This window comes from Spirosoma pomorum (assembly GCF_054776615.1).
Genome location: NZ_BAAHBP010000039.1, coordinates 208,085 through 227,803, shown reverse-complemented (window position 1 = coordinate 227,803; position 19,719 = coordinate 208,085). Strand labels below are relative to the sequence as shown.

Sequence of the window (19,719 nt, the reverse complement as noted above, 5' to 3'; positions counted from 1 at the left end):
GCCGGTAAGCAACCAGGAAAAAACAGGGAAACCCTGTTTTTACTTATTTTTTGAGGTGCGTTTCGAGGTAATCGATAGCAGCACCAACCGTAGCGATTTTCTCTGCATCGTCGTCAGGGATTGGCAGATTGAATTCTTTTTCGAATTCCATGATCAGCTCAACCGTATCTAGCGAGTCTGCACCTAGATCGTTGGTGAAGCTTGCCTCGGGAGTAACTTCTGACTCTTCAACACCTAGTTTTTCAACGATGATGTTTTTTACTTTCTCTGCAATTTCTGACATTTTAGTAGACCGTTGGGGTTAAAAAACTGCGCAAATAAACAGATTTACCGCGGGATTGTCAAACAATTTTTTATGGATAGAAACGTTAAAATAAGTCTCGCTTTTAAGGGTAAATAGTTGACTATTAGGCAAATAATTGTGTTTATGGTTTTCTGGGGACGTATAGTAGAGAAAGTAGATAAATGCGTAGTTCATCGCTTTTACGCACCTTTACGGTAGTAATCCAATCAACTACTGATGCAAATTCCCAAACTGAAACATACTAATGGAAACCGCTTTTTTCTGATGGCGGGTCCCTGTGCTATCGAAGGAAGAGACATGGCGTTACAAATTGCTGAACGTATTGTCACCATTACCGATAAACTAGGTATTCCATATATTTTCAAAGGCTCTTACCGGAAAGCAAACCGGACTAAGCTGAATTCCTTTACGGGAATTGGTGATGAGTTAGCCCTATCCATTCTCAAAGAAGTTGGCGATACGTTCGATATTCCGACCGTAACGGACATTCACGAATCGGAGGAGGCTGCCATGGCGGCACCTTACGTGGACGTGCTCCAGATTCCCGCTTTTCTCTGTCGCCAGACCGAGTTGATTGAAGCGGCTGCCAAAACCGGTCGGGCCGTCAACGTAAAAAAAGGCCAGTTTCTGTCGGGCGAAAGTATGGGCTTCGCCGTTGAGAAGGTGAAAGCGACAAACCCGGACGCGACGGTCTTTCTGACGGATCGGGGTAACTCGTTCGGATACGGTGACCTGGTCGTTGATTACCGGAATCTGCCTGCCATGCAGGCTCATGGCGTTCCTGTTGTTATGGACTGTACGCACTCATTACAACAGCCTAACCAGACATCGGGCGTAACGGGAGGGAAACCCGCCCTGATCGCGACCATTGCCAAAGCGGCCATTGCCGTTGGTGCCGATGGCTTGTTTATCGAAACGCATCCAGACCCATCCTGTGCTAAGTCCGACGGTGCCAACATGCTCCCACTGGATCAACTGGAAGCCTTACTGGAACGGCTGGTGCGTGTCCGGGAAAGTATCCTGTAAAAACTGCGCCAGTTACGTTAAGGCAATCGATTCGCAGATGTAAGTTGGAATGATGCCGGTAGCCAGAATGCGGATTTCTGCTTCGGCGGAAGCCGTGTTGCCCGAAAGCACCAGCACTGTATCCAGCCCAAATTTATTACCCCCACTAATGTCGGAACGTAATGTATCGCCCACCATCAGAATGTCTCGTTTACTGCTGGTGGGTGTTTGTTCCTGTACCCGTTCATAAGCAAACATGAACAACTGAGCGTCGGGCTTGCCGAACCGAATGAACTGCTTCCCCACGATCGACTCCAGCATGTCAGCGATACTGCCAATAGCGATGGCTAGTCGATTTTTAGAAACCGGATACGTAGCGTCGGTATTCGCGACGATGACCGGAATATTTCGCCGACGTAACAGGTTGACCGCTTTCGTTATGTCGGTATTCCAGTCGAAGCCTTCATCATCGAGCAAAACCAGTGCGTTGACCTCCGAAATGTTGTCCAGCGTCAGCTTGCTGATCGAAATTGTTTTCAGACCCGCTGACTCGATGTAGTGCGCCGAATTATCGGTGCCCAAATAAGCTACCGTACCGTGGTTTACTTTTAGTTGCAGGTACTCCCGCGCCAGCATACCCGATGAGATAATCATATCGGGTGTTACGTCGCTCATCCCTAGTTTCCAGTAAGATTCAGCTAGTTGCTGTGGACTGCGCGACGCGTCGTTAGTCAGGATATAGATCTGTTTCTGCTGTTGACGTAGGTAGGCAAAGGTATCGGTAACGCCAGGAATGAGACCTTTGTAATTTTTGAGGACACCGAAGGCGTCGAAGAAGAAAACCTGATACTTGTCGATTAAACTGCTGAACGAGTCTAGCTGCATGATAGGTTGTAGTTACAGGGAAAACGAGCGGATTATTCTTTCACAAACCGAAGCGAAACATTCGGAATCACCATTGTCTGGTGAGGAGTTGCCGGATTATTCAAAGACCAGCGAACGGGGGTAAACATATTGTCCAGACGTACCGGTGGCAGCTCCTTCTGGTAAAGTACCTGAGGGACACTGTGATCAATACCAACCGGCGTACTTTTCTGGAAATTGTTAAATAGCTTGACGAGTAGCTGGTTCTTTCCCTGCTTGAGCGGTAGCATGACGATGTCGCGGGTTTGGGCAGCCTTGTCTGGGCTGTTGTGTTCCAGCAACTGCTTACCATTGAGCGCTACCAGCACGCCGTCGCCACTATTAATACCCACCAGTACAGTTTGGTCGCTGGGGGCGGTAACCTCCTGGAGAACGTAATAAACGCTTGTCAGGCCAGCGGGAAGCGCATAAACTGTCCCGTTTTGCCAGTCAGGTTTCTGCTGCCAGGGCTTGCCGTGCCAGGGTTTCGTTACGTCTATTGATCCTGCACCGGCAGGGAGGCCGCCAATACCCGACTGTACGGGGCCGGATACGTACAGAGAGCCCCAGGTAAGTGATGACGCTGCGGGCAAAGGAACGGATTTACCACCAGACAGCGTCACGTTAGACGATTTATCCCCGATGGTTAAACTAAGCTTCTGGCCTTTTTCTTCATCCGAGTAAGTCAATACAGGTTTAAACGTACCTGCTTGCTCAGGCTTAATTGTCCAGGATTCAGCGATCGTGCTCTGAAAACGGGAGTTGTAGTCAATTCCCGAGTTGCTGTAATACTTGTACGAATTGTCATGAGTCAGCTGAGTAGTGGCATCCAGAAAAATGGGCTGATAAGGGCGAACACTATATCCATCAGCAAACTCGACGGCAATGACCTGAATATCCCTGGCAACGCTGAAATTCGTTGGTAGATTGATGCCTACCCCATCTTTCCCGCGAACAACCGTCAGTTTTGCGGTTTTGTCGCCCAGGATGGACGCGCTTTTGATCGTTCCACCCAAACCTGGCAAGGCAATCTGACCGCCAGCCGGCTGACTTAGCACATGCAGATACAACTTGTTCGGACGGCTGGTTACGCTACCCCAGGCGAAAGATTGGTAGAACGGATCAGGATTAGTGCCGTAAATAGCCTCTCCGTTTTTGTCCAGCCATCGGCCAATCTGTAACAGAATATCTTTTTCGTAGGGCACAACCGAGCCGTCACCTTTGGGCCCAATATTGAGGAGGTACTTACCGCCCCGGCTCACCACGCGGATCAAGCTGGTCAGCTTCTCGCGCATCTTTTCGTCTTCTGGTACCCGCTTCTGCCAGGAACGATAACCCCAGGTTTCGTCGAAGAATGAAGCCGGCGACTGCCAGGGAACGCCAATCGTATAATCCGGTTCCTGATTATCACCCATCACTGTAAAGTCGCCCATATCGTTACCAATGCGACTACCAATCATGCAGTCTGGCTGGAGCTTGTGGACCAGATCGCGCATCTCTTTGCTCTGCGTCAAGCTTTGCGATCCCATATCGAACCACAGTTCGGCGACGGGGCCGTAGTTTGTCAGCAATTCGGTAATCTGTTTTTTGTTGTATTCGTGGTGCGCTGGCGTGATTGGATCAGAATTGTGGCTGGAAATAGGGGAGGCCTCGGGAAAATGCCAGTCAATGAGCGAAAAATAGAGGCCGAACGTAACGCCCTGCCGTTTACAGGCGGCAGCTAATTCGCCGATAACATCACGTTTGTAAGGAGTCGCGTCAACTACATTAAAATCCGTCGTGGCCGTCTTGAACATGCAGAAACCGTCGTGATGCTTCGACGTAATAACGATGGAGCGCATGCCCGCTCGTTTCGCTAGTAGGGCAATTGAATCAGGATTCCAGTGTGTGGGGTTGAACCGGCTGGCTACATTGGCGTAGGTATCGCTGTAAATACCCGCGTGTGCCTGAATCTGCTCACTTAGTCCAACCGTCACTGGCTTATCGTTCCAGACGCCACCCAGTACCGAGTAAACACCACCAAAGTGAATAAACATCGAGTACTTCTGGTCCTGCCATTCTTTCAGCGCTTTGGGGTCAATCTGGGCGTAGGTAGCGAAGTACGACAGGAAGTAAAAAAGTGTAATCGCGTACGAAAAGCGGGTCTTCATGAAAACAGAGTTCGGTGGATTGTAGAATTACAGGTTGAGCGCCCGCAGAATTTTATCTGCGTTAAACCGCTCGATGGACGGGAAGTAAAGCTCATACGCTTCCCGTTGCAGCTTGGTGGCGTACGTCCGGTGGAAGAAGTAGCGACCGTACTTGATAACGTAATTTAAAATGAAGAACCGATACGCTTCCGGGAAAAAACGCACTTCGGCCTCCGTTAGCGGATAAACTTTGTGGTACTCTTGGAGGAAGATTAAGAACCGGTCTTCCATCATCGGGTCGATGAGGTAGCTGAAGATTGTTCGGTCGCCGACATCGGACGAAACCCGGCTGAAAAAGTAGAAATCCATGACCCGGTAACTGATGCGGAACCAGTCGTAATCCCAGCGGGAAAACAGCTCCAGATTCTCGGTTACTGAGAAATTGCCAATGTTCCAGTCAACAAAAACGGGCATTGTTTCGACCGTACCAGCGACCAGCTTCTGCCGGTTCGCAAGAAACAAATCGCATTGCCGACGTAGCTCGTCAACGTGCATCCGGTGTTCGAATTGTCCAGTTTCGGTATCCAGTTGATCCAGCAAGTCCCAGATATCAGAACGTAACGTTTTTGACGATTTAGGCAGTACGGTACTCACCCGGGAACAGGCCTTATGAAAGCGGGCGACCTGCGCGCCCAATAGCCGAATCTGGTGCTCATCGAGCCGACGAGGGAGTTTATTTTGGGTGCGAATTGGGTTGTAGAAAACGACCCAGGCGTCCAGAAGATCATCCCGGTGCCGATATGTGTACACCTGCCCATCCCGCACCAATGACTTTGCCAGTACGTTTTCGAATGGGTACAACAGATTATTCGCTAGCGCGTGAATGATCCGGTGATCTTCCAGAAACTGCTCGTACTTTCCGAAATACGAAAGCTTCGCGATAACCCGATCCCCGTTTTCCAGGGTTACCCGAAAAACGTGATTGGTCGAAACTTTGGCACTGATATCCTCAACAAACTGGACGGAACTGGCTGGGTCGAAATCCAGCCAGGCTTTTTCGATAATAGCCGGGTAATTAATAAGGCGCATACTAAATAATTTCAAAATACCGCTTCAACTCCCAGTCGCTCACTTGCTTGGCGTATTGACGCCATTCCCAGTCGCGCGTACGAGTGAAGTGGTTAACAAATGCATCTCCGAACAGTTCTGCCGCAATGGGCGAGCGGGCCATCTGCTGGGTTGCTTCATAAAGGTTGGTTGGTAGGACACCATACTGTTTGTCGGCGTAGCCATTACCCACCGAGGGTGGCGTGTCCAGCGATAACCGATGCCTTATTCCGTACAGCCCAGATGCTAGTGCAGCCGCCAGCGCCAGATACGGATTCGTGTCGGCTCCCGAAACACGATGTTCTACCCGGGTCAGCTTTTCGTTCTGGTTCAGAATACGTAACGCTGTTGTCCGATTGTCCAGTGACCAGGTGACGGTGGTAGGGGCCCAGGCTCCTTCTACCAGCCGTTTGTAGCTGTTGATGGTAGGGGCGAACATCGGCGTAATGTGCGGCAGACAAAACAGCTGCCCTGCGATAAAGTGACGCATCAGCTCACTGATCTTATCGGGTCGAGCAGAATCGAAGAACAGATTCCGGGTTTTATCTGCATTCCAAAGGCTCTGGTGAATATGGCCGCTACAACCCGGAAGGTCGGTACTCCACTTGGCCATGAACGTAGCGATCAGGCCGTGTCTGTACGCGATTTCCTTGACTGACGTCTTGAAGAGGATAGCTTTGTCGGCCGCTCGAACAACCTCGTCGTGCATGATAGCCGCTTCGTAAACACCCGGTCCGGTCTCCGTGTGCAAACCTTCAATGGGAATGTCAAACTGGGTCAGTAAATCGAACAGGTCGTGATAAAACGGGCTTTCAAGCGACGGACGCAGAATCGAGTAACCAAACATGCCGGGGGTGAGGGGCTCCAGGTTGCGAAAGTCTTTCGCCTGGAGAGACTGGGGCGTTTCCCGGAAATTGAACCACTCAAACTCCTGCGCGTACTCGGCGTGAAACCCCATATCGCGGCACTGGCCGGCAATACGCTTCAGTAACGACCGCGGGCAGGCCGCCAGGTCGTTACCATCGGGATTACTGAAATCCGCCAGGAAGAATGGCATATTGTCTTCCCAGGGGATGTGCCGCAACGTACTAAGATCAATCCTGACGGGCGTGTCCGGATAACCCGATTGCCAGCCTGTGATAATACCATTATCGTACGGAGCATCCGACGAATCCCAGCCCCAGACCACGTCGCAGAAGCCTGACCCGTCCGTCAGACTGTCCAGCAGCTTTTGTCGATGTATCACCTTACCCCGCAGTATCCCATCAATATCGGCAAAGGCGTACTTGATTTTAGGGCTGGCGGCCTGGGCGATGGAATCGATAATGTCCTGCTGATTCATAGTACAACCGGTATAATTCCGGGTCTGGTTAGACAACCAAAGGTAATAACTCATCCCAAACTTTGCCCATTTCCTCCCAAAGTCAGGGTGGTTGATCCCGGCGATTTTAGGGGATGATAGTCCTGTGCTTGTTTTGAATCAACAAACCGGCAGACAAGCTGCCAACCTAATCAAAACAGCCAAAACCAATTAACCAATACGCTCTTATGAAAACGCTCGCTACCTCCTTCGCTCTCCTGATTGCTGCTGTTACGTTCACCGCCTGCTCTACATCAACCATTGATCCGGCTCCTGCTACGCCCCGTGCCGTACACATCGCGAAACCGGACTCGATTCTTACGCCTGACCGGATGTCGAACGACGACATCATTCCCGCAAAAACGGGGCGCGAAAAACTGGACGTATTATCCGAAGCGCCCGTATCGACGATACGCAACCCGAATCCAGCTTCGATTCCTGGCGAGAATGCGGCACCTGTCCGCAAGCCGCGCCAGGACGTAATGCCCGTCGATCAGATCGAGGCTGTCAACTAAGTAAGCCGCTTTTCCGCACCTTCCAAACCACCTTCCCAAACGAAAATTTTTCACTCCAGCTATTTCTGCCTTATGCAATCGCTTTCCGCTTCCTTCGCCAATTTTCAGCATTACGTTAGTCAGCCAGTGTATCAGACTCCCCTGTCCGATCAGAAGAATAAGTCAGAGATTCGCCTTTTGAGTCAGTTTATCAATGAAAGTGCCTTATTTCTGTGTCTGCTGGGTTGTACAGTTGCATTTGGACTGGAGTATACTCACGCCACCGGCGATCATCCATTCCGGGATTTGATTGAAAAATACCAGTCGAGAATGATTGTGCTGGTCGTTTCGCTGATCATTGCCGTGACTATTGAGGAGGGCCTATTTCGGGCTGTATTACGGATGACACAACAGAATCTGCGATACATAGCGACAGTGCTTACCTTTATTCTGATTGGTAGCGGGTACAAACCGCTGAAAGAGCTGGTCGGCCCGATGGTAGGGCTGGGCATGATTGTGGCCTGGTTTATCCTGTCGCTCGTGCTGGACCGGTATCTGAAACGCCCCGCCGTTTTCGCCAATATCCTTTCCTATTGGCAGGCTCATTTCAGCAAACTCTTCTACGCCATGGCCCTGCTGTGCGCTCTGTTCAAGATCTCGGACGACATCGATACGCTAACTGGCTGGCAACTGCTATTCATTCCCGTGCTCTTTTGTCTGAGCCTGGTCAGTAGCTTCTACTTCGGCTACGTACGCATGAAATTTGGGTTCTGGTATGCAGTCGCTACCCATTCCCTGATTTTGGCCAGTATTGCCCTGTCAGAAGCCATTCTAACCGTGTAACTTTGTCTGGAATCGATGGAAAGCACCTTGAAAAAACCTCGCTCATTGCCTGTTCCTGCTCCTTTGGTACGCACCTCGGCTCTTGTTCATTTCTGGGAGAAATGGGGTATCTGGCTGGCCAGCCTGGGCTGTCTGACAATTCTGCTGGTGTACACCGACTTTGGGGATTTCTCCCGTGGTATGCGCGATGGATTTGTGGATTCGAACGCCAAAGAATCCGTCACCCCCGGACTGTTGATCTTTACGGCGGTTGTCGCTCTGGTAATGGCTGGCCTGGTAGTGGGTATTCTGTCGGGCGTGTCACACCTGTACTATCGATTCTTCCATGAGCATGTGTTCCGAAAAAATCAGGTTGCCTACACGGTGCTGTACATCATATGCCTGCTGCTGTTTTGGAATCTGATGGCCGACGGAATTGGGAGGCTGAATTTCTTTAGTACGTACCGAAAGAAGTCGACGGCGCTGGATACGGCTAGTTATAACGATCTGATGGCTTCTGTGCTGGCATACCTGCTGCTGATTTACATGGTTGTCTATGGCTTCATCACCGACTACCGGAAAAGCCGGAAGCTACAGATCGCGCTTATGCAGCAGCGTACGCAGGCCGAACTTGACGCCCTCAAAGCACAGGTCAATCCGCACTTCCTCTTCAACTCGCTCAATAACATCTATGGTACGGCTATTCAGGAAGATAGCCCGCGTACGGCCGAAAGTGTTCAACAACTGTCTGGCATCATCCGCTACGTTATGGAGGAGTCGCGGTTGCAAACGACCGACATTCGGCGCGAGCTTCAGTTTATCGGCGATTTTGTTGAACTTCAGCGGCTGCGATTGCCAAATCTGGACAATATCGACATCCAGACCCGGATCGACTGGGACGAGAAACCCGCCCGCATTGTCCCGCTGCTGCTGAATCCGCTGGTTGAAAACGCGTTCAAGTATGGCATCAGCATCCAGTATCCCTGCTTCGTACATGTCAGCCTGCAGGTTCGGGATGGCCAGTTGCGTCTCACGACCGAAAACAACATACTACCTCGTACAGATCTCGAAAAGGGTACAGGCCTTGGACTGGCAAACGTGCGGCAACGGCTCGATTTGGCCTACCCGGACCTGTATAGTCTGAACATCAATGAAACTGATAAGACATTTCGTGTGGTACTCACCATTGATCTGTAAGTCCTTCAACCTTCCCTCAAACTCTAGCATGGACACGCTTTCAACAAACAGTGAACACCCGATTGTTCACCCCGAACCAGTGCGTACGACTGGATACCCGACGAATAAGCAGGCCTGGTGGCTGGTAGGCTTTTTCATCCTTATTCAACTGCCCGCGTCGATCCCTTCCGCTGGATTTTCGTACCTGGCGGAGCGGTTTGATCAGGCCTGGTTGAAATCAGTCGGTAGTATGATGGCCTACGTCCTGGCCCTCAGTCTGACAATTCGGTACGGCTTCAAAAAGCGGAAAAGTAGGGAGCTAAGCTTTCGATCTGCTCCCGCCCTGGCGTACGTTGTGGCCGCAGTTGGCCTGGTGGCCATGGGTGTGTTGGTTGAACCATTGATTTCAGCGATCCCCATGCCCGAAAAACTCAAGGAAATCATTGCCAAAATCTTCACGAAAGATATGATTTTCGTAGCCGTCCTGGCCGCTCCCATTCTGGAAGAGGTACTATTTCGTGGAATCATCCTGGATGGTCTTCTGAAAAACTACTCGCCTATCAAAGCGATCCTGTTGTCGGGTGCCATGTTTGGATACGCGCATATCATCCCGACGCAGGCTGTCAACGCCATGTTTATCGGCTTTGCGCTAGGCTGGGTGTATTACCGAAGTCATTCGCTCTATCTGTGTATATTCCTGCATTTTGTCAACAACGCGCTGAGTTCGCTGACGTTTCTGGTCGACGATGAGATGGATATGAGCGCGAATCTGACGCGAAGTTTGGTCGGAAACGATACCTATTACGTTGGTGTGCTCGTTGGTTGCGCGGCTCTCTGCTACGGCTGCTATGTAATGCTGAACCGCGTACTTCCTCAACCAACCGCCAACTAAGCGCTCCGTTATGCAATCTGGTTTATCGACTGTTGCTGTGTCCGAGCCGTTTGTAAAACGGTGGCTCTGGAACCGGGAAGTACGTATTTTCCTGATTCACTACGGCGTCTGGGTCATTGTTAGTCTGGTGGGTGGTTGGCTTGAACTCCGATTTATCCCCGCCGACCGGCTGGAGGAAGCCACGTCAATACTGGCGCACTACCGGAATGACTGGTGGAGTTATGTTCAGGTGACCTTGATTGCCGATCTGGTTTACCTCATTCCAGTGCATATTTCGTACTGGGTGTTTCTGGTATCGATGAAAACGGGTAAGCTATGGTCGTTGGTGCTGTTTGGCCTGTATATGCTGGTTTATTTTTTCATCCAGTCTTTGCTATATGGTATTCTGGTAGGTGCATTGAGGTGGCCGATCAAGAGTCAGGAAGCTCTATCGACCATCGTTATTACGTGGATTTACACGGTAATTTTTATTGCGGTACGGGCGTACCGGCAGAACCGTCGTCGGCAGAAGGAACTGGAATTGCAGCGTACCCAGGCCGAACTACAAGCGCTCAAAGCACAGGTTAATCCTCATTTTATGTTCAATACGTTGAACAACCTGTACGGTACAGCGATCACGGGTAATATGGACCGGACAGCCGCCGGTATCGAGCAATTATCGTCGGTCATGCGGCACATCACCGAAGCGTCGCAACAAGACGTAATTCCTATTGAACAGGAGCTCCGGTTCGTGGAGGATACCGTTGAGCTACATCGAATGCGTGTCCCGCAAACGGAGTCGATCCGGATTCGAGCCGTTATGGACTGGGATGAAAAGCCCGCTCAGATTGCTCCGTTGTTGCTGAACCCGCTGGTCGAAAATGCTTTCAAGTATGGTATCAGCATGCAGCATCTCAGTTTTGTGGATATATCGATACGGGTAACAGACGGAACACTGCTCGGTACGATTCGCAACAGTATCGCATCGAAGAACCATCTGGAAAAAGGAACGGGAACCGGCCTGAAAAACGTCCGGCAGCGGCTGGCTCTGGCCTATCCAAATCGTCATTTGTTACGGATCGAGGAGACAAACGAAGAGTTTATCGTTTATTTGACAATCAACCTATAACCGCTTCCATCCATGACATTACGAATTGGCCGTTATATCATTACTGGCCGTGTGCTGCTTAAATTTCTGTTTATCTGCTTTCTGACAGGTCTTCCGATTGGTGCGTCGATTGCAGCTTATGAAGCGGGGAAATCGGTACAATGGCTTCCTTATACAGCGCTGTTTTTAGTGGTTGGGTATCTTATTAAAACAGCCGTTACTGATTTCAAGAAAGACAACCAACTCGACTAAGCTATGCCCAATACGTTACGCTGTATTGCCATCGATGATGAACCCATTGCCCTGGAAGTGATAAAAGCGCACGCCAGTAAAGTACCCTTTCTGGAGCTGAAGAAGACGTTTGTTAATGCGATCGAAGCGCTGACTTATCTGAAAACGGAACCCATTGACCTAATCTTTCTGGACATCAACATGCCAGATCTGACCGGGCTGGATTTCGCGCAGGTGGTGGGTGCTAAATCGCTGGTGATCTTCACAACAGCCTACCCCGAATACGCTTTGCAGGGCTTTGAACTCAGTGCGCTGGATTACCTGCTGAAGCCTATTGCCTTTGGGCGGTTCATGCAGGCGGCCAACAAAGCCTATGAACGACTGTCGGGTGATTCAAAGAAATCACCGTACGTATTCGTGAAAGACGGGTACGACTGGGTACGAATCAATCTGGACGAACTACAATACGTCGAATCCGAAGGGAATTATCTGACGTTCCAGGAAACCGGCAAAAAGGCACTGACTCGGATGACCATCAGCGAAGCCGCCGAGATGCTCCCGAATGACCAGTTTATGCGGGTGCACAAATCTTACATCGTGGCGCTTAAGCGGATCGAAAAGATCGAACGGCACCAGCTGACCATCGGGAAGGTGCAGGTGCCGCTGAGCGGGTCCTACCGCGACGAGCTGTTAGAGCGCGTGAAGTGACCCGTCCAGTACGTTATGTCAACGGCAATTACGGACGTTAATGGTGGCAAACGATCAGCTGATAAGTAGTTTGGGGTTGTTTCTGTCATTCCGACGCAGGAGGAATCTTCGGTATGGACACATTGTGCTGCTACTGCCGAAGATTCCTCCTGCGTCGGAATGACAAAGACACGACTGTAAGTCATGCTATTTTACATTATCCAGGCTGTAGTGTAATCCCCGATTTTCGCGCCGGGCCATCGCCATTTTGATGACGAGATACGCTACCTCGATCATATTCCGGAGTTCACAGATCGGCACCGATACTTTCGACTGCCGATACAGTTCTTCGTGTTCCAGATAAAGCAGTTCTAGCCGGTCCATTGCCCGTTTCAGACGCCGGTTCGAGCGGACAATACCGACGTAGTTGGACATGATGGCTTCCAGCTCTTTTCGCATTTCGGTGACCAACACCAGTTCTTCGGGATGCGTTGTACCCGCATCGTTCCAGGATGGAATGGGCGTCAGCGAACCGGACTGATCGAGCAGTTCGACGGTTTTTAGGTAAGCCCGGTGGCCAAAAACAACCGCTTCGAGTAGGGAATTAGAAGCTAGTCGATTGGCCCCATGCAGTCCGGTGCAAGAACATTCGCCGACGGCGTACAGAAACTGGATGTTTGTCTGCCCCCACTCGTTAACCCGAACTCCTCCGCAGAGATAGTGTTGAGCCGGAACGACAGGGATATAGTCTTTCCGCAGGTCTAGTCCCAAATGATCGCGGCAGTAGGCCGTGATTGTCGGAAAGTGCTCGACAAATCGTTCGTAATCGCAGTGCGTTACGTCCAGGTAGACATGTGAATCCCCAGACTTTTTCATCTCGGAGTCAATCGCCCGGGCGACAATATCGCGGGGCGCCAGGGACAGGCGAGAGTCGTAATTTTCCATGAACGTCTCGCCTTTCTTAGTTCGGAGAATACCCCCAAAACCGCGCACGGCTTCGGAGATCAGAAAGTTTGGTTTCTTACCCGGCTCATAGAGCGCCGTCGGGTGAAACTGGATAAACTCCATATCCTTGGCAATGCCCTTGGCCCGGTACGCCATGGCAATACCGTCGCCAGTCGCAATGCTCGGATTCGTCGTATTCTGATAAATATTACCAATTCCTCCGGTTGCCAGCAGCGTCGTTCGCGCCAGAAACTGCTCAACTTCGCCCGTTTGGGTGTTTAAGACGTAAGCGCCGAAACACTTGTTATCCGTGTCGTAGCGATGTACCGTTTCGCCCAGGTGGTGGCGGGTAATCAGTTCGACGGCGTAGAAATGCGTAAAAATCTCAATCGACGGTTGAGACTGTACCTTCTCCAATAATGCCCGCTCGATTTCGGCACCGGTAATGTCCTTGAAATGCAGAATTCGGAAATCGGAATGCCCACCTTCTTTGGCCAGATCGTAATCCGTACCGCTATGTTCCTTGTCGAAGCGTGTACCGTAATCAATCAGCTCGCGAATACGCTCCGGTCCCTCGTTGACCACGATCTCGACAACGTGCCGATCACTGAGGAAGTCACCGGCAATCATCGTGTCCTCAATGTGCTTCTCGAACGAATCGTCCTCCGCCCAGACGGCCGCAATACCACCCTGCGCGTATTTCGTGTTGGTTTCGTCGGCCTGCACCTTCGTGATGACACCAATACGTACGGCCTGATTAAGCGCTTCGAAATGCGTAGCCAGTTTGGTCGCGTAACTCAGGCCCGCAATACCGGAGCCGATAACGAGGAAATCAAATTGATGGGGCATATCATTTTGGCTGAGCAGGCCTGATCCGAAGTTGCTCATTTGTTAGTACCGAAAAGCTGTTAATCATTTCTTGATTAACGGAAGCGATGATCTCACTTATTCGTTGTGACTTTTCAGTACTAGTCATCTTAATTAATCGAACTAGTAAAATCCCACAATGAGGCATTCGTAGCCGATGCACCAGTTCACCAAAATCCTTATCTTCTGTCAGCAAAACCGCTTTTCGATCAACCGCAATTTGTAACACCTGCGTATCCGGAATACTAGGAAACGATTCCGCGATGGCTAAGACAGAAAAACCTTTGTTTCTGAGTAGCTTAACTACGCTAAAATCAAAGTTTTCATCGGCGACAAAGACAAGATCATCCAGCTTTTGCATAGACAATCTCATTCTTTACTATTTCTGAAGCAAATAGCAGGCAGGCATATAGAGCTGGTTCCGTTACGCGCGGATATGCAGCCAATAATTGAGGAATGGTATCACCATTGCCTAGCTTCTCCAGAATCAAATCGACCGGAATACGGGTTCCTGCGATTACCGGTTTGCCAAACATGATTGCCGGGTCTGAGGTAATAAAGTTTTGCCAGTTCATAGTATCTGTAGAGAGTTTACTAGCTCAATTTCAGCATCCGGTCGACTGACTCGTAGGCCTTCAGGCGTATGTCTTCGGGGACGATGATTTCCGGTTGTTCGTACAGCATAGCGTTGTACACCTTCTCCAGCGTGTTCATCTTCATGTACGGACATTCCGAACAGGCGCAGGTATTGTTCTGACTCGCCGGGGCCGGAATGATCTTCTTGTGCGGAACAGCCTGGTGCATCTTGTGTAGAATTCCCGCTTCCGTGCCCACAATAAACGTCTGTTCCGGGCTGTCTACCACGTATTTCAGCAACGCCGTCGTCGAACCAACGTAATCAGCCTGACTCAGAATATGTTCCTGGCACTCGGGGTGGGCAATAAACTTAGCGTCCGGGTAATCATGTCGCAGTTTGGTCAGCTTTTCCAGCGAAATGTCAATGTGGACAATGCAGGCGCCGTCCCAAAGAACCATATCGCGACCGGTCTTCCGGGAGACGAACCGACCGAGGTTAGCGTCGGGCGCAAAGATGATTTTCTGATCCTTCGGTAAGCTCTCGACGATTTGCAAGGCATTGGACGACGTAACGATAATGTCCGACAACGCCTTGATCTCCGCTGAGCAGTTGATGTACGACAGTACAATATGATCCGGGTACTGGGCTTTAAAAGCCGCGAACTTGTCCGCGGGGGCTGAATCGGCGAGCGAGCAGCCCGCGTTCAGATCAGGGATGACGACTTTTTTCTCCGGTGACAAGATCTTGGCCGTTTCGCCCATGAAATGAACGCCACAGAAAACAATCATATCGGCAGGCGTAGCAGCAGCCTGCTGTGACAGGCCCAGGCTATCGCCAATGTAGTCGGCTATGTCCTGAATTTCCCCATCAACGTAGTAATGGGCCAGGATAACCGCGTTTTTCTCTTGCTTCAGCCGCTTAATTTCGGCTACTAAATCTATAGTATCGTCAACGGGTTTATTTACGTAACCAACTCGTTGTACTTCTTCTAGTAGGGCTTCCATGCGTTGCGGTATGATATTAACTAATAAACAAGAAAGAAGAAGTAAATGTCACAGCTGTTGGCGTAGCATCGCTTCAGGCTGGTGAACAGACCGGGCAAATTTCAACAAAGGTTTCGGGCTTTCAAACAACGATAGTGATCTGGCTGGTTACGTATTGAAACGCCTTAGTCGATGGCTGATAATTTCCTCAAACTTCGCATTACGCAAATAAAGCCCGAAACGGCCGACGCGACAAGCTACTTTCTGGAGCCGATTAATGGTAGAGAAGTCGCCTACCGGGCGGGGCAGTTTCTGACGCTGATTTTTACGCATCGCAATAATACACAATACAGTATCAGTCTGCCGGGAGATAGTGATCCCCATCGGCACGAAATACGCCGGTCGTATTCCATTAGTTCTGCGCCGGGCGAACCGCTTCAGTTAACGATCAAACGAATCAGCAACGGTGAATTGTCGCGGTATATGCTTGATCAACTCAAGGTAGGCGACGTACTGACCAGCCTTTTGCCCGCCGGGCGTTTTACGTTTGATGCGACGTTGCCGGGCGATGTCGTCTTGATGGGTGCGGGAAGCGGCATAACGCCCTTATTTGGTATGCTGAAGCATATCCTGAAAAACGAATCCGATCGGCGCGTAACCTTGCTCTACAGTAACACCCGGGAACGCAGTATCATTTTTCGGAATGAGCTTGACGAGTTACAAAGCCAGTGTCCGGATCAGTTTCGGCTGATGCATTTGCTGAGCGCTCCCTCCGACGAGTGGACAGGGTTACGCGGGCGTTTAAATAACGTAATGCTGGAGCGGTTGCTTCCCTCGCTGATTGGCGATTCGAAACGGGAGCAGGTACAGTTTTACGTTTGTGGCCCCGGCGATTATATGCGAACGATTCAGTTTACGTTGGTCTTCAGCGGGATTCGGCCGGACCAGATTCGGCGTGAGAATTTTGTCATCGTCCCCGTTACGCAGGCACCACCGCCCACCCTGGCCGTTGACCGGACTATTACGCTGAATTTTCGAAATCAAGATGTGTCGATCCAGGTGCCCGCCTATAAATCTATCTTACAGGCGGCACTGGACGAAGGCGTTTTATTGCCGTACAGCTGCCGGGGGGGACGTTGTTCGACCTGTATAGCCCGCTGCCGCTCAGGCTCAGTGCACATGACCATCAACGACGTACTGACCGAACGCGATATTGCCGAAGGATGGATACTTACCTGCACGGGTTTCCCCGAGAGTGATGATGTCGTTATCGATGTATAAAGCGCGTATTGGCTAAAGTTTGGTTTGCAGGAACGCAATCAGTACGTCAAGGCCTTTCTGGTAATGAATGTTATTTGGAATGACGATATCGGCTTCCTCTTTATGCGGTTTGACAAACTCCCGGTAGGCGGGCTTAACGTGATTTTCCCACTGATACGTAATCATTTCAGTAGTCAGCCCCCGTTCGGCCTGGTCGCGCACCATTCGGCGGTGGAGTTTGATCTTATTTTTAGCCGTAATAAACACTTTCAGGTCAAGCTGACTGGCTACATCCTCAAAGTGAAATACGAACAGCCCTTCAACGATCACAATTGGGGTAGGTTTATATACCAGTTGTCGGGGTACTACATCCGGATTATTGAAGGTGTACTCCTGCATTTCAATCGTCTGGTTCGCGTGTAACTGGCTCAGATGATCGGCGAAACGCTCGTGATTGATCGTTTGGGGAAGATCAAAATTATGAATCCCGTTATTGTCGATGGGAATGTGCTCCAGACCCCGATAATAGTTGTCCTGCGAAATCAGGCAGATCTGGTCGGGAGTAAACGCGTTAAGAACATCTTTGAGAAAGGAAGTTTTACCGGACGCGCTGCCACCGGTTATCCCAACGATGAATGGTTTGTTTTTCATGTAAGCAAGTTGTTGTTGAGTACCAGCAACAGGAAAATAGGCTCAACGAATGAAGTGTTTGGGCTAACAAGAAAAAGCGGTCCTTTCAACAGAAACGACCGCTTTTTTTAATCAAGTGTATGAAAAAACAGCTTACAGGACTATGGCTTCAGCCAGAACCAGTACTCTATTTTGAAGAACCTCAACAACACCACCATCAACCGTAAAGGTTTGCTGGCCGGTTGTCGACTGAACAACGATAGGCCCACGTGCCAGCGTGCTAACCAACGGAGCGTGGTTATTCAACACCTGAAACTGGCCCTGGCTACCCGGCAACGTAACGGCACTTGCTTCGCCGGAAAAGACCTTACGGTCGGGAGTGATAATGTCTAATGTCATGATGTATGAAGGATACCCAGCTGGCTGTTTGACAAACAGGAGGGTGTCAGATAAAATAGTCCCGGTCTGATTAAGAACCGGGACTATTCATATAAATCTTACTGACCCGATTCTTTCAGCAGACGCTCGCCTTTGGCAACGGCGTCTTCGATCGTACCAACGAGGTTGAACGCTGATTCTGGCAGGTGATCGTATTTACCGTCAATGATTTCGTTGAAGCCTTTGATGGTATCTTCGATCGGAACAAGAACGCCTTTCAGACCGGTGAACTGCTCCGCCACAAAGAATGGCTGCGACAGGAAGCGTTGTACGCGACGAGCGCGGGCAACAACCAGTTTATCTTCTTCGGAAAGTTCTTCCAGACCCAGAATAGCGATAATATCCTGAAGCTCTTTGTAGCGCTGCAGAATCTCTTTCACGCGCTGCGCGGTGTTGTAGTGCTCATCGCCCAAGATCTCTGCGCTCAGAATCCGTGAGGTTGAGTCAAGTGGGTCAACGGCAGGGTAGATACCCAGCTCGGAGATTTTCCGGCTCAATACAGTCGTTGCATCAAGGTGAGCAAACGTCGTAGCTGGCGCTGGGTCAGTCAAGTCATCGGCAGGTACGTAAACGGCCTGTACCGACGTAATCGAACCGCGCTTGGTCGACGTAATACGCTCCTGCATCACACCCATCTCGGTGGCCAGCGTTGGCTGGTATCCTACGGCCGATGGCATCCGACCCAGCAGAGCCGATACCTCCGAACCCGCCTGGGTAAACCGGAAGATGTTATCGACGAAGAACAGGATATCACGACCAGCACCCTCGCCGTCTCCATCCCGGAAATGCTCGGCGATGGTCAGACCCGACAGGGCCACCCGTGCGCGGGCTCCTGGAGGCTCGTTCATCTGACCAAATACGAAAGTCGCCTGGCTCTTGGTTAGCTCTTCAGTATCGACTTTCGTTACGTCCCAGCCACCCTCTTCCATCGAGTGTTTGAAGGCGTCGCCGTAGCGAATAATGCCCGCTTCGATCATCTCGCGCAGCAGGTCATTTCCTTCACGGGTACGCTCACCCACACCGGCAAATACCGAAAGGCCAGCGTATGCTTTAGCAATATTGTTGATCAGCTCCTGGATCAATACGGTTTTGCCGACACCGGCACCACCGAAGAGACCAATTTTACCACCTTTCGCGTAAGGCTCGAGCAGGTCAATTACTTTAATACCGGTGAAAAGAACTTCGGTAGAGGTAGCTAGGTCTTCGAATTTTGGGGCTGCCCGGTGAATTGGCAGGCCGGCACCCGTTGTTTTTGGCTGAGGGATACCATCAATGGCATCACCTACTACGTTAAACAGACGGCCCCGAACACCTTCGCCCGATGGCATAGTGATCTGGTGGCCCAGGTCAATAACGTCCATGCCCCGGTACAGACCGTCGGTCGAGTCCATGGCGATGGTCCGAACGCGATCTTCGCCCAGGTGCTGCTGGCACTCCAGAATAACGGTCTGCCCGTTTGCTTTGGTTACTTTGAGGGCGTCCAGAATGGCGGGAATCCGCGAGCCTTCGCCCTCGAAACTCACGTCCACGACCGGCCCGATTATCTGCGTAATCTTACCTGTATTGACTGCCGTTTCCGTAATCATTTGTATGTAATATAGCTGATTGACATGTTGTCCCTTCTTTGGGACTGCAAAAGTAGGAGAAAAACTGCGTAAGATCAATATGCAATTACGCCGTTTTGTGGAGCATTTAGGATTGAATTGCTTTGGTTGTAAGGTTTTTAAGGCGGAAGGCAAACAAAATCAGCATTGGAAGGATTTGTACAAAACAAGGAATAGATCTTCCTGCTGTTTATGGTTCGTTCGAAAAATAGGAACCG

The 19,719-nt window shown here is 50.5% G+C and carries 21 protein-coding genes; 9 read left to right on the top strand and 12 right to left on the bottom strand.

Annotation, left to right across the window (positions count from 1 at the left end):
- Positions 1 to 43 precede the first annotated feature (43 nt).
- Positions 44 to 283 carry an acyl carrier protein gene (locus tag ACYVAD_RS24870; protein WP_176565276.1) on the bottom strand — a complete coding sequence of 80 codons (240 nt, stop codon included), beginning with the start codon at positions 281 to 283 and terminating at the stop codon, positions 44 to 46.
- 237 nt (positions 284 to 520) lie between these two features.
- Here ACYVAD_RS24870 and kdsA point away from each other — a divergent pair, with 237 nt between their 5' ends.
- Positions 521 to 1,330 (top strand): 3-deoxy-8-phosphooctulonate synthase, encoded by an 810-nt coding sequence (kdsA, locus tag ACYVAD_RS24865; RefSeq protein WP_461142251.1) that lies wholly within the window; start codon positions 521 to 523, stop codon positions 1,328 to 1,330.
- Between the two features lie 12 nt (positions 1,331 to 1,342).
- On the opposite strand, the gene ACYVAD_RS24860 is transcribed toward kdsA, so the two are convergent.
- From ACYVAD_RS24860 to ACYVAD_RS24845, 4 genes are read right to left on the bottom strand one after another with little or no spacing between them, the layout of a single operon-like run.
- Positions 1,343 to 2,194, bottom strand: a complete 852-nt coding sequence (locus tag ACYVAD_RS24860) for a TIGR01459 family HAD-type hydrolase (protein WP_461142250.1) — start codon at positions 2,192 to 2,194, stop codon at positions 1,343 to 1,345.
- Positions 2,195 to 2,226: 32 nt separating this feature from the next.
- Positions 2,227 to 4,362 (bottom strand): alpha-L-fucosidase, encoded by a 2,136-nt coding sequence (locus tag ACYVAD_RS24855; RefSeq protein ID WP_461142249.1) that lies wholly within the window; start codon positions 4,360 to 4,362, stop codon positions 2,227 to 2,229.
- A 27-nt stretch (positions 4,363 to 4,389) separates the two neighbouring features.
- Complete coding sequence (locus ACYVAD_RS24850; protein WP_461142248.1) at positions 4,390 to 5,430, bottom strand: aminoglycoside phosphotransferase/kinase family protein; 1,041 nt, start codon at positions 5,428 to 5,430, stop codon at positions 4,390 to 4,392.
- Position 5,431: 1 nt separating this feature from the next.
- On the bottom strand, positions 5,432 to 6,790 hold the full coding sequence (locus tag ACYVAD_RS24845) for a glutamine synthetase family protein (RefSeq protein ID WP_461142247.1): 1,359 nt from the start codon (positions 6,788 to 6,790) through the stop codon (positions 5,432 to 5,434).
- Between the two features lie 206 nt (positions 6,791 to 6,996).
- On the opposite strand from ACYVAD_RS24845, the gene ACYVAD_RS24840 reads away from it, so the two are divergent.
- The 7 genes from ACYVAD_RS24840 (at position 6,997) to ACYVAD_RS24810 (ending at position 12,218) form a co-directional block, all read left to right on the top strand.
- On the top strand, positions 6,997 to 7,323 hold the full coding sequence (locus ACYVAD_RS24840) for a hypothetical protein (RefSeq protein ID WP_461142246.1): 327 nt from the start codon (positions 6,997 to 6,999) through the stop codon (positions 7,321 to 7,323).
- A gap of 72 nt (positions 7,324 to 7,395) precedes the next feature.
- Complete coding sequence (locus tag ACYVAD_RS24835) at positions 7,396 to 8,145, top strand: hypothetical protein (protein WP_461142245.1); 750 nt, start codon at positions 7,396 to 7,398, stop codon at positions 8,143 to 8,145.
- A gap of 27 nt (positions 8,146 to 8,172) precedes the next feature.
- Positions 8,173 to 9,321, top strand: coding sequence for a sensor histidine kinase (locus tag ACYVAD_RS24830; protein ID WP_461142244.1), 1,149 nt, complete (start codon positions 8,173 to 8,175; stop codon positions 9,319 to 9,321).
- 28 nt (positions 9,322 to 9,349) lie between these two features.
- A complete protein-coding gene (locus ACYVAD_RS24825) occupies positions 9,350 to 10,192 on the top strand; it encodes a lysostaphin resistance A-like protein (RefSeq protein WP_461142243.1) in 843 nt (280 codons plus the stop codon).
- Positions 10,193 to 10,202: 10 nt separating this feature from the next.
- On the top strand, positions 10,203 to 11,300 hold the full coding sequence (locus ACYVAD_RS24820; RefSeq protein WP_461142242.1) for a sensor histidine kinase: 1,098 nt from the start codon (positions 10,203 to 10,205) through the stop codon (positions 11,298 to 11,300).
- 12 nt (positions 11,301 to 11,312) lie between these two features.
- Positions 11,313 to 11,531 (top strand): hypothetical protein, encoded by a 219-nt coding sequence (locus ACYVAD_RS24815; RefSeq protein WP_461142241.1) that lies wholly within the window; start codon positions 11,313 to 11,315, stop codon positions 11,529 to 11,531.
- Positions 11,532 to 11,534: 3 nt separating this feature from the next.
- Positions 11,535 to 12,218 carry a LytR/AlgR family response regulator transcription factor gene (locus ACYVAD_RS24810; protein WP_461142240.1) on the top strand — a complete coding sequence of 228 codons (684 nt, stop codon included), beginning with the start codon at positions 11,535 to 11,537 and terminating at the stop codon, positions 12,216 to 12,218.
- A 186-nt stretch (positions 12,219 to 12,404) separates the two neighbouring features.
- Here ACYVAD_RS24810 and nadB read toward each other — a convergent pair whose 3' ends face one another.
- The 4 genes from nadB to nadA are packed head-to-tail and all read right to left on the bottom strand — an operon-like array spanning position 12,405 to position 15,590.
- Positions 12,405 to 13,991 carry an L-aspartate oxidase gene (gene nadB, locus ACYVAD_RS24805; RefSeq protein WP_461142239.1) on the bottom strand — a complete coding sequence of 529 codons (1,587 nt, stop codon included), beginning with the start codon at positions 13,989 to 13,991 and terminating at the stop codon, positions 12,405 to 12,407.
- A 1-nt stretch (position 13,992) separates the two neighbouring features.
- Positions 13,993 to 14,370, bottom strand: coding sequence for a DUF5615 family PIN-like protein (locus ACYVAD_RS24800; protein ID WP_461142238.1), 378 nt, complete (start codon positions 14,368 to 14,370; stop codon positions 13,993 to 13,995).
- Positions 14,354 to 14,584 (bottom strand): DUF433 domain-containing protein, encoded by a 231-nt coding sequence (locus ACYVAD_RS24795; protein ID WP_461142237.1) that lies wholly within the window; start codon positions 14,582 to 14,584, stop codon positions 14,354 to 14,356. Before ACYVAD_RS24795 ends, ACYVAD_RS24800 begins: the two co-directional genes overlap by 17 nt.
- A gap of 19 nt (positions 14,585 to 14,603) precedes the next feature.
- Positions 14,604 to 15,590 (bottom strand): quinolinate synthase NadA, encoded by a 987-nt coding sequence (gene nadA / locus ACYVAD_RS24790; RefSeq protein ID WP_461142236.1) that lies wholly within the window; start codon positions 15,588 to 15,590, stop codon positions 14,604 to 14,606.
- A 171-nt stretch (positions 15,591 to 15,761) separates the two neighbouring features.
- Here nadA and ACYVAD_RS24785 point away from each other — a divergent pair, with 171 nt between their 5' ends.
- Entirely contained in the window at positions 15,762 to 16,850 is a 1,089-nt protein-coding gene (locus tag ACYVAD_RS24785; RefSeq protein ID WP_461142235.1) for a 2Fe-2S iron-sulfur cluster-binding protein, read from the top strand.
- Positions 16,851 to 16,862: 12 nt separating this feature from the next.
- Here the strand turns inward: ACYVAD_RS24785 and udk are convergent, their stop codons facing one another.
- The 3 genes from udk to atpD form a co-directional block, all read right to left on the bottom strand.
- Positions 16,863 to 17,480 (bottom strand): uridine kinase, encoded by a 618-nt coding sequence (gene udk / locus ACYVAD_RS24780; RefSeq protein ID WP_461142234.1) that lies wholly within the window; start codon positions 17,478 to 17,480, stop codon positions 16,863 to 16,865.
- Between the two features lie 132 nt (positions 17,481 to 17,612).
- Positions 17,613 to 17,858: an ATP synthase F1 subunit epsilon gene (atpC, locus tag ACYVAD_RS24775; protein WP_461142233.1), complete on the bottom strand. Its 246-nt coding sequence runs from the start codon at positions 17,856 to 17,858 to the stop codon at positions 17,613 to 17,615.
- 98 nt (positions 17,859 to 17,956) lie between these two features.
- Complete coding sequence (gene atpD, locus ACYVAD_RS24770) at positions 17,957 to 19,483, bottom strand: F0F1 ATP synthase subunit beta (RefSeq protein ID WP_461142232.1); 1,527 nt, start codon at positions 19,481 to 19,483, stop codon at positions 17,957 to 17,959.
- Between the last annotated feature and the right edge of the window lie 236 nt (positions 19,484 to 19,719).

Excerpts from the sequence above, each read along its gene's own strand:
- kdsA (WP_461142251.1), top strand. The coding sequence starts at position 521 with ATGCAAATTCCCAAACTGAAACATACTAATGGAAACCGCTTTTTTCTG.
- atpC (WP_461142233.1), bottom strand. The coding sequence starts at position 17,858 with ATGACATTAGACATTATCACTCCCGACCGTAAGGTCTTTTCCGGCGAA.
- ACYVAD_RS24795 (WP_461142237.1), bottom strand. The coding sequence starts at position 14,584 with ATGAACTGGCAAAACTTTATTACCTCAGACCCGGCAATCATGTTTGGC.
- ACYVAD_RS24785 (WP_461142235.1), top strand. The coding sequence starts at position 15,762 with ATGGCTGATAATTTCCTCAAACTTCGCATTACGCAAATAAAGCCCGAA.
- ACYVAD_RS24870 (WP_176565276.1), bottom strand. The coding sequence starts at position 283 with ATGTCAGAAATTGCAGAGAAAGTAAAAAACATCATCGTTGAAAAACTA.
- atpD (WP_461142232.1), bottom strand. The coding sequence starts at position 19,483 with ATGATTACGGAAACGGCAGTCAATACAGGTAAGATTACGCAGATAATC.
- ACYVAD_RS24845 (WP_461142247.1), bottom strand. The coding sequence starts at position 6,790 with ATGAATCAGCAGGACATTATCGATTCCATCGCCCAGGCCGCCAGCCCT.
- ACYVAD_RS24835 (WP_461142245.1), top strand. The coding sequence starts at position 7,396 with ATGCAATCGCTTTCCGCTTCCTTCGCCAATTTTCAGCATTACGTTAGT.
- ACYVAD_RS24860 (WP_461142250.1), bottom strand. The coding sequence starts at position 2,194 with ATGCAGCTAGACTCGTTCAGCAGTTTAATCGACAAGTATCAGGTTTTC.
- ACYVAD_RS24800 (WP_461142238.1), bottom strand. The coding sequence starts at position 14,370 with ATGCAAAAGCTGGATGATCTTGTCTTTGTCGCCGATGAAAACTTTGAT.
- udk (WP_461142234.1), bottom strand. The coding sequence starts at position 17,480 with ATGAAAAACAAACCATTCATCGTTGGGATAACCGGTGGCAGCGCGTCC.
- nadA (WP_461142236.1), bottom strand. The coding sequence starts at position 15,590 with ATGGAAGCCCTACTAGAAGAAGTACAACGAGTTGGTTACGTAAATAAA.
- ACYVAD_RS24815 (WP_461142241.1), top strand. The coding sequence starts at position 11,313 with ATGACATTACGAATTGGCCGTTATATCATTACTGGCCGTGTGCTGCTT.
- nadB (WP_461142239.1), bottom strand. The coding sequence starts at position 13,991 with ATGCCCCATCAATTTGATTTCCTCGTTATCGGCTCCGGTATTGCGGGC.
- ACYVAD_RS24855 (WP_461142249.1), bottom strand. The coding sequence starts at position 4,362 with ATGAAGACCCGCTTTTCGTACGCGATTACACTTTTTTACTTCCTGTCG.
- ACYVAD_RS24840 (WP_461142246.1), top strand. The coding sequence starts at position 6,997 with ATGAAAACGCTCGCTACCTCCTTCGCTCTCCTGATTGCTGCTGTTACG.
- ACYVAD_RS24825 (WP_461142243.1), top strand. The coding sequence starts at position 9,350 with ATGGACACGCTTTCAACAAACAGTGAACACCCGATTGTTCACCCCGAA.
- ACYVAD_RS24850 (WP_461142248.1), bottom strand. The coding sequence starts at position 5,430 with ATGCGCCTTATTAATTACCCGGCTATTATCGAAAAAGCCTGGCTGGAT.
- ACYVAD_RS24810 (WP_461142240.1), top strand. The coding sequence starts at position 11,535 with ATGCCCAATACGTTACGCTGTATTGCCATCGATGATGAACCCATTGCC.
- ACYVAD_RS24820 (WP_461142242.1), top strand. The coding sequence starts at position 10,203 with ATGCAATCTGGTTTATCGACTGTTGCTGTGTCCGAGCCGTTTGTAAAA.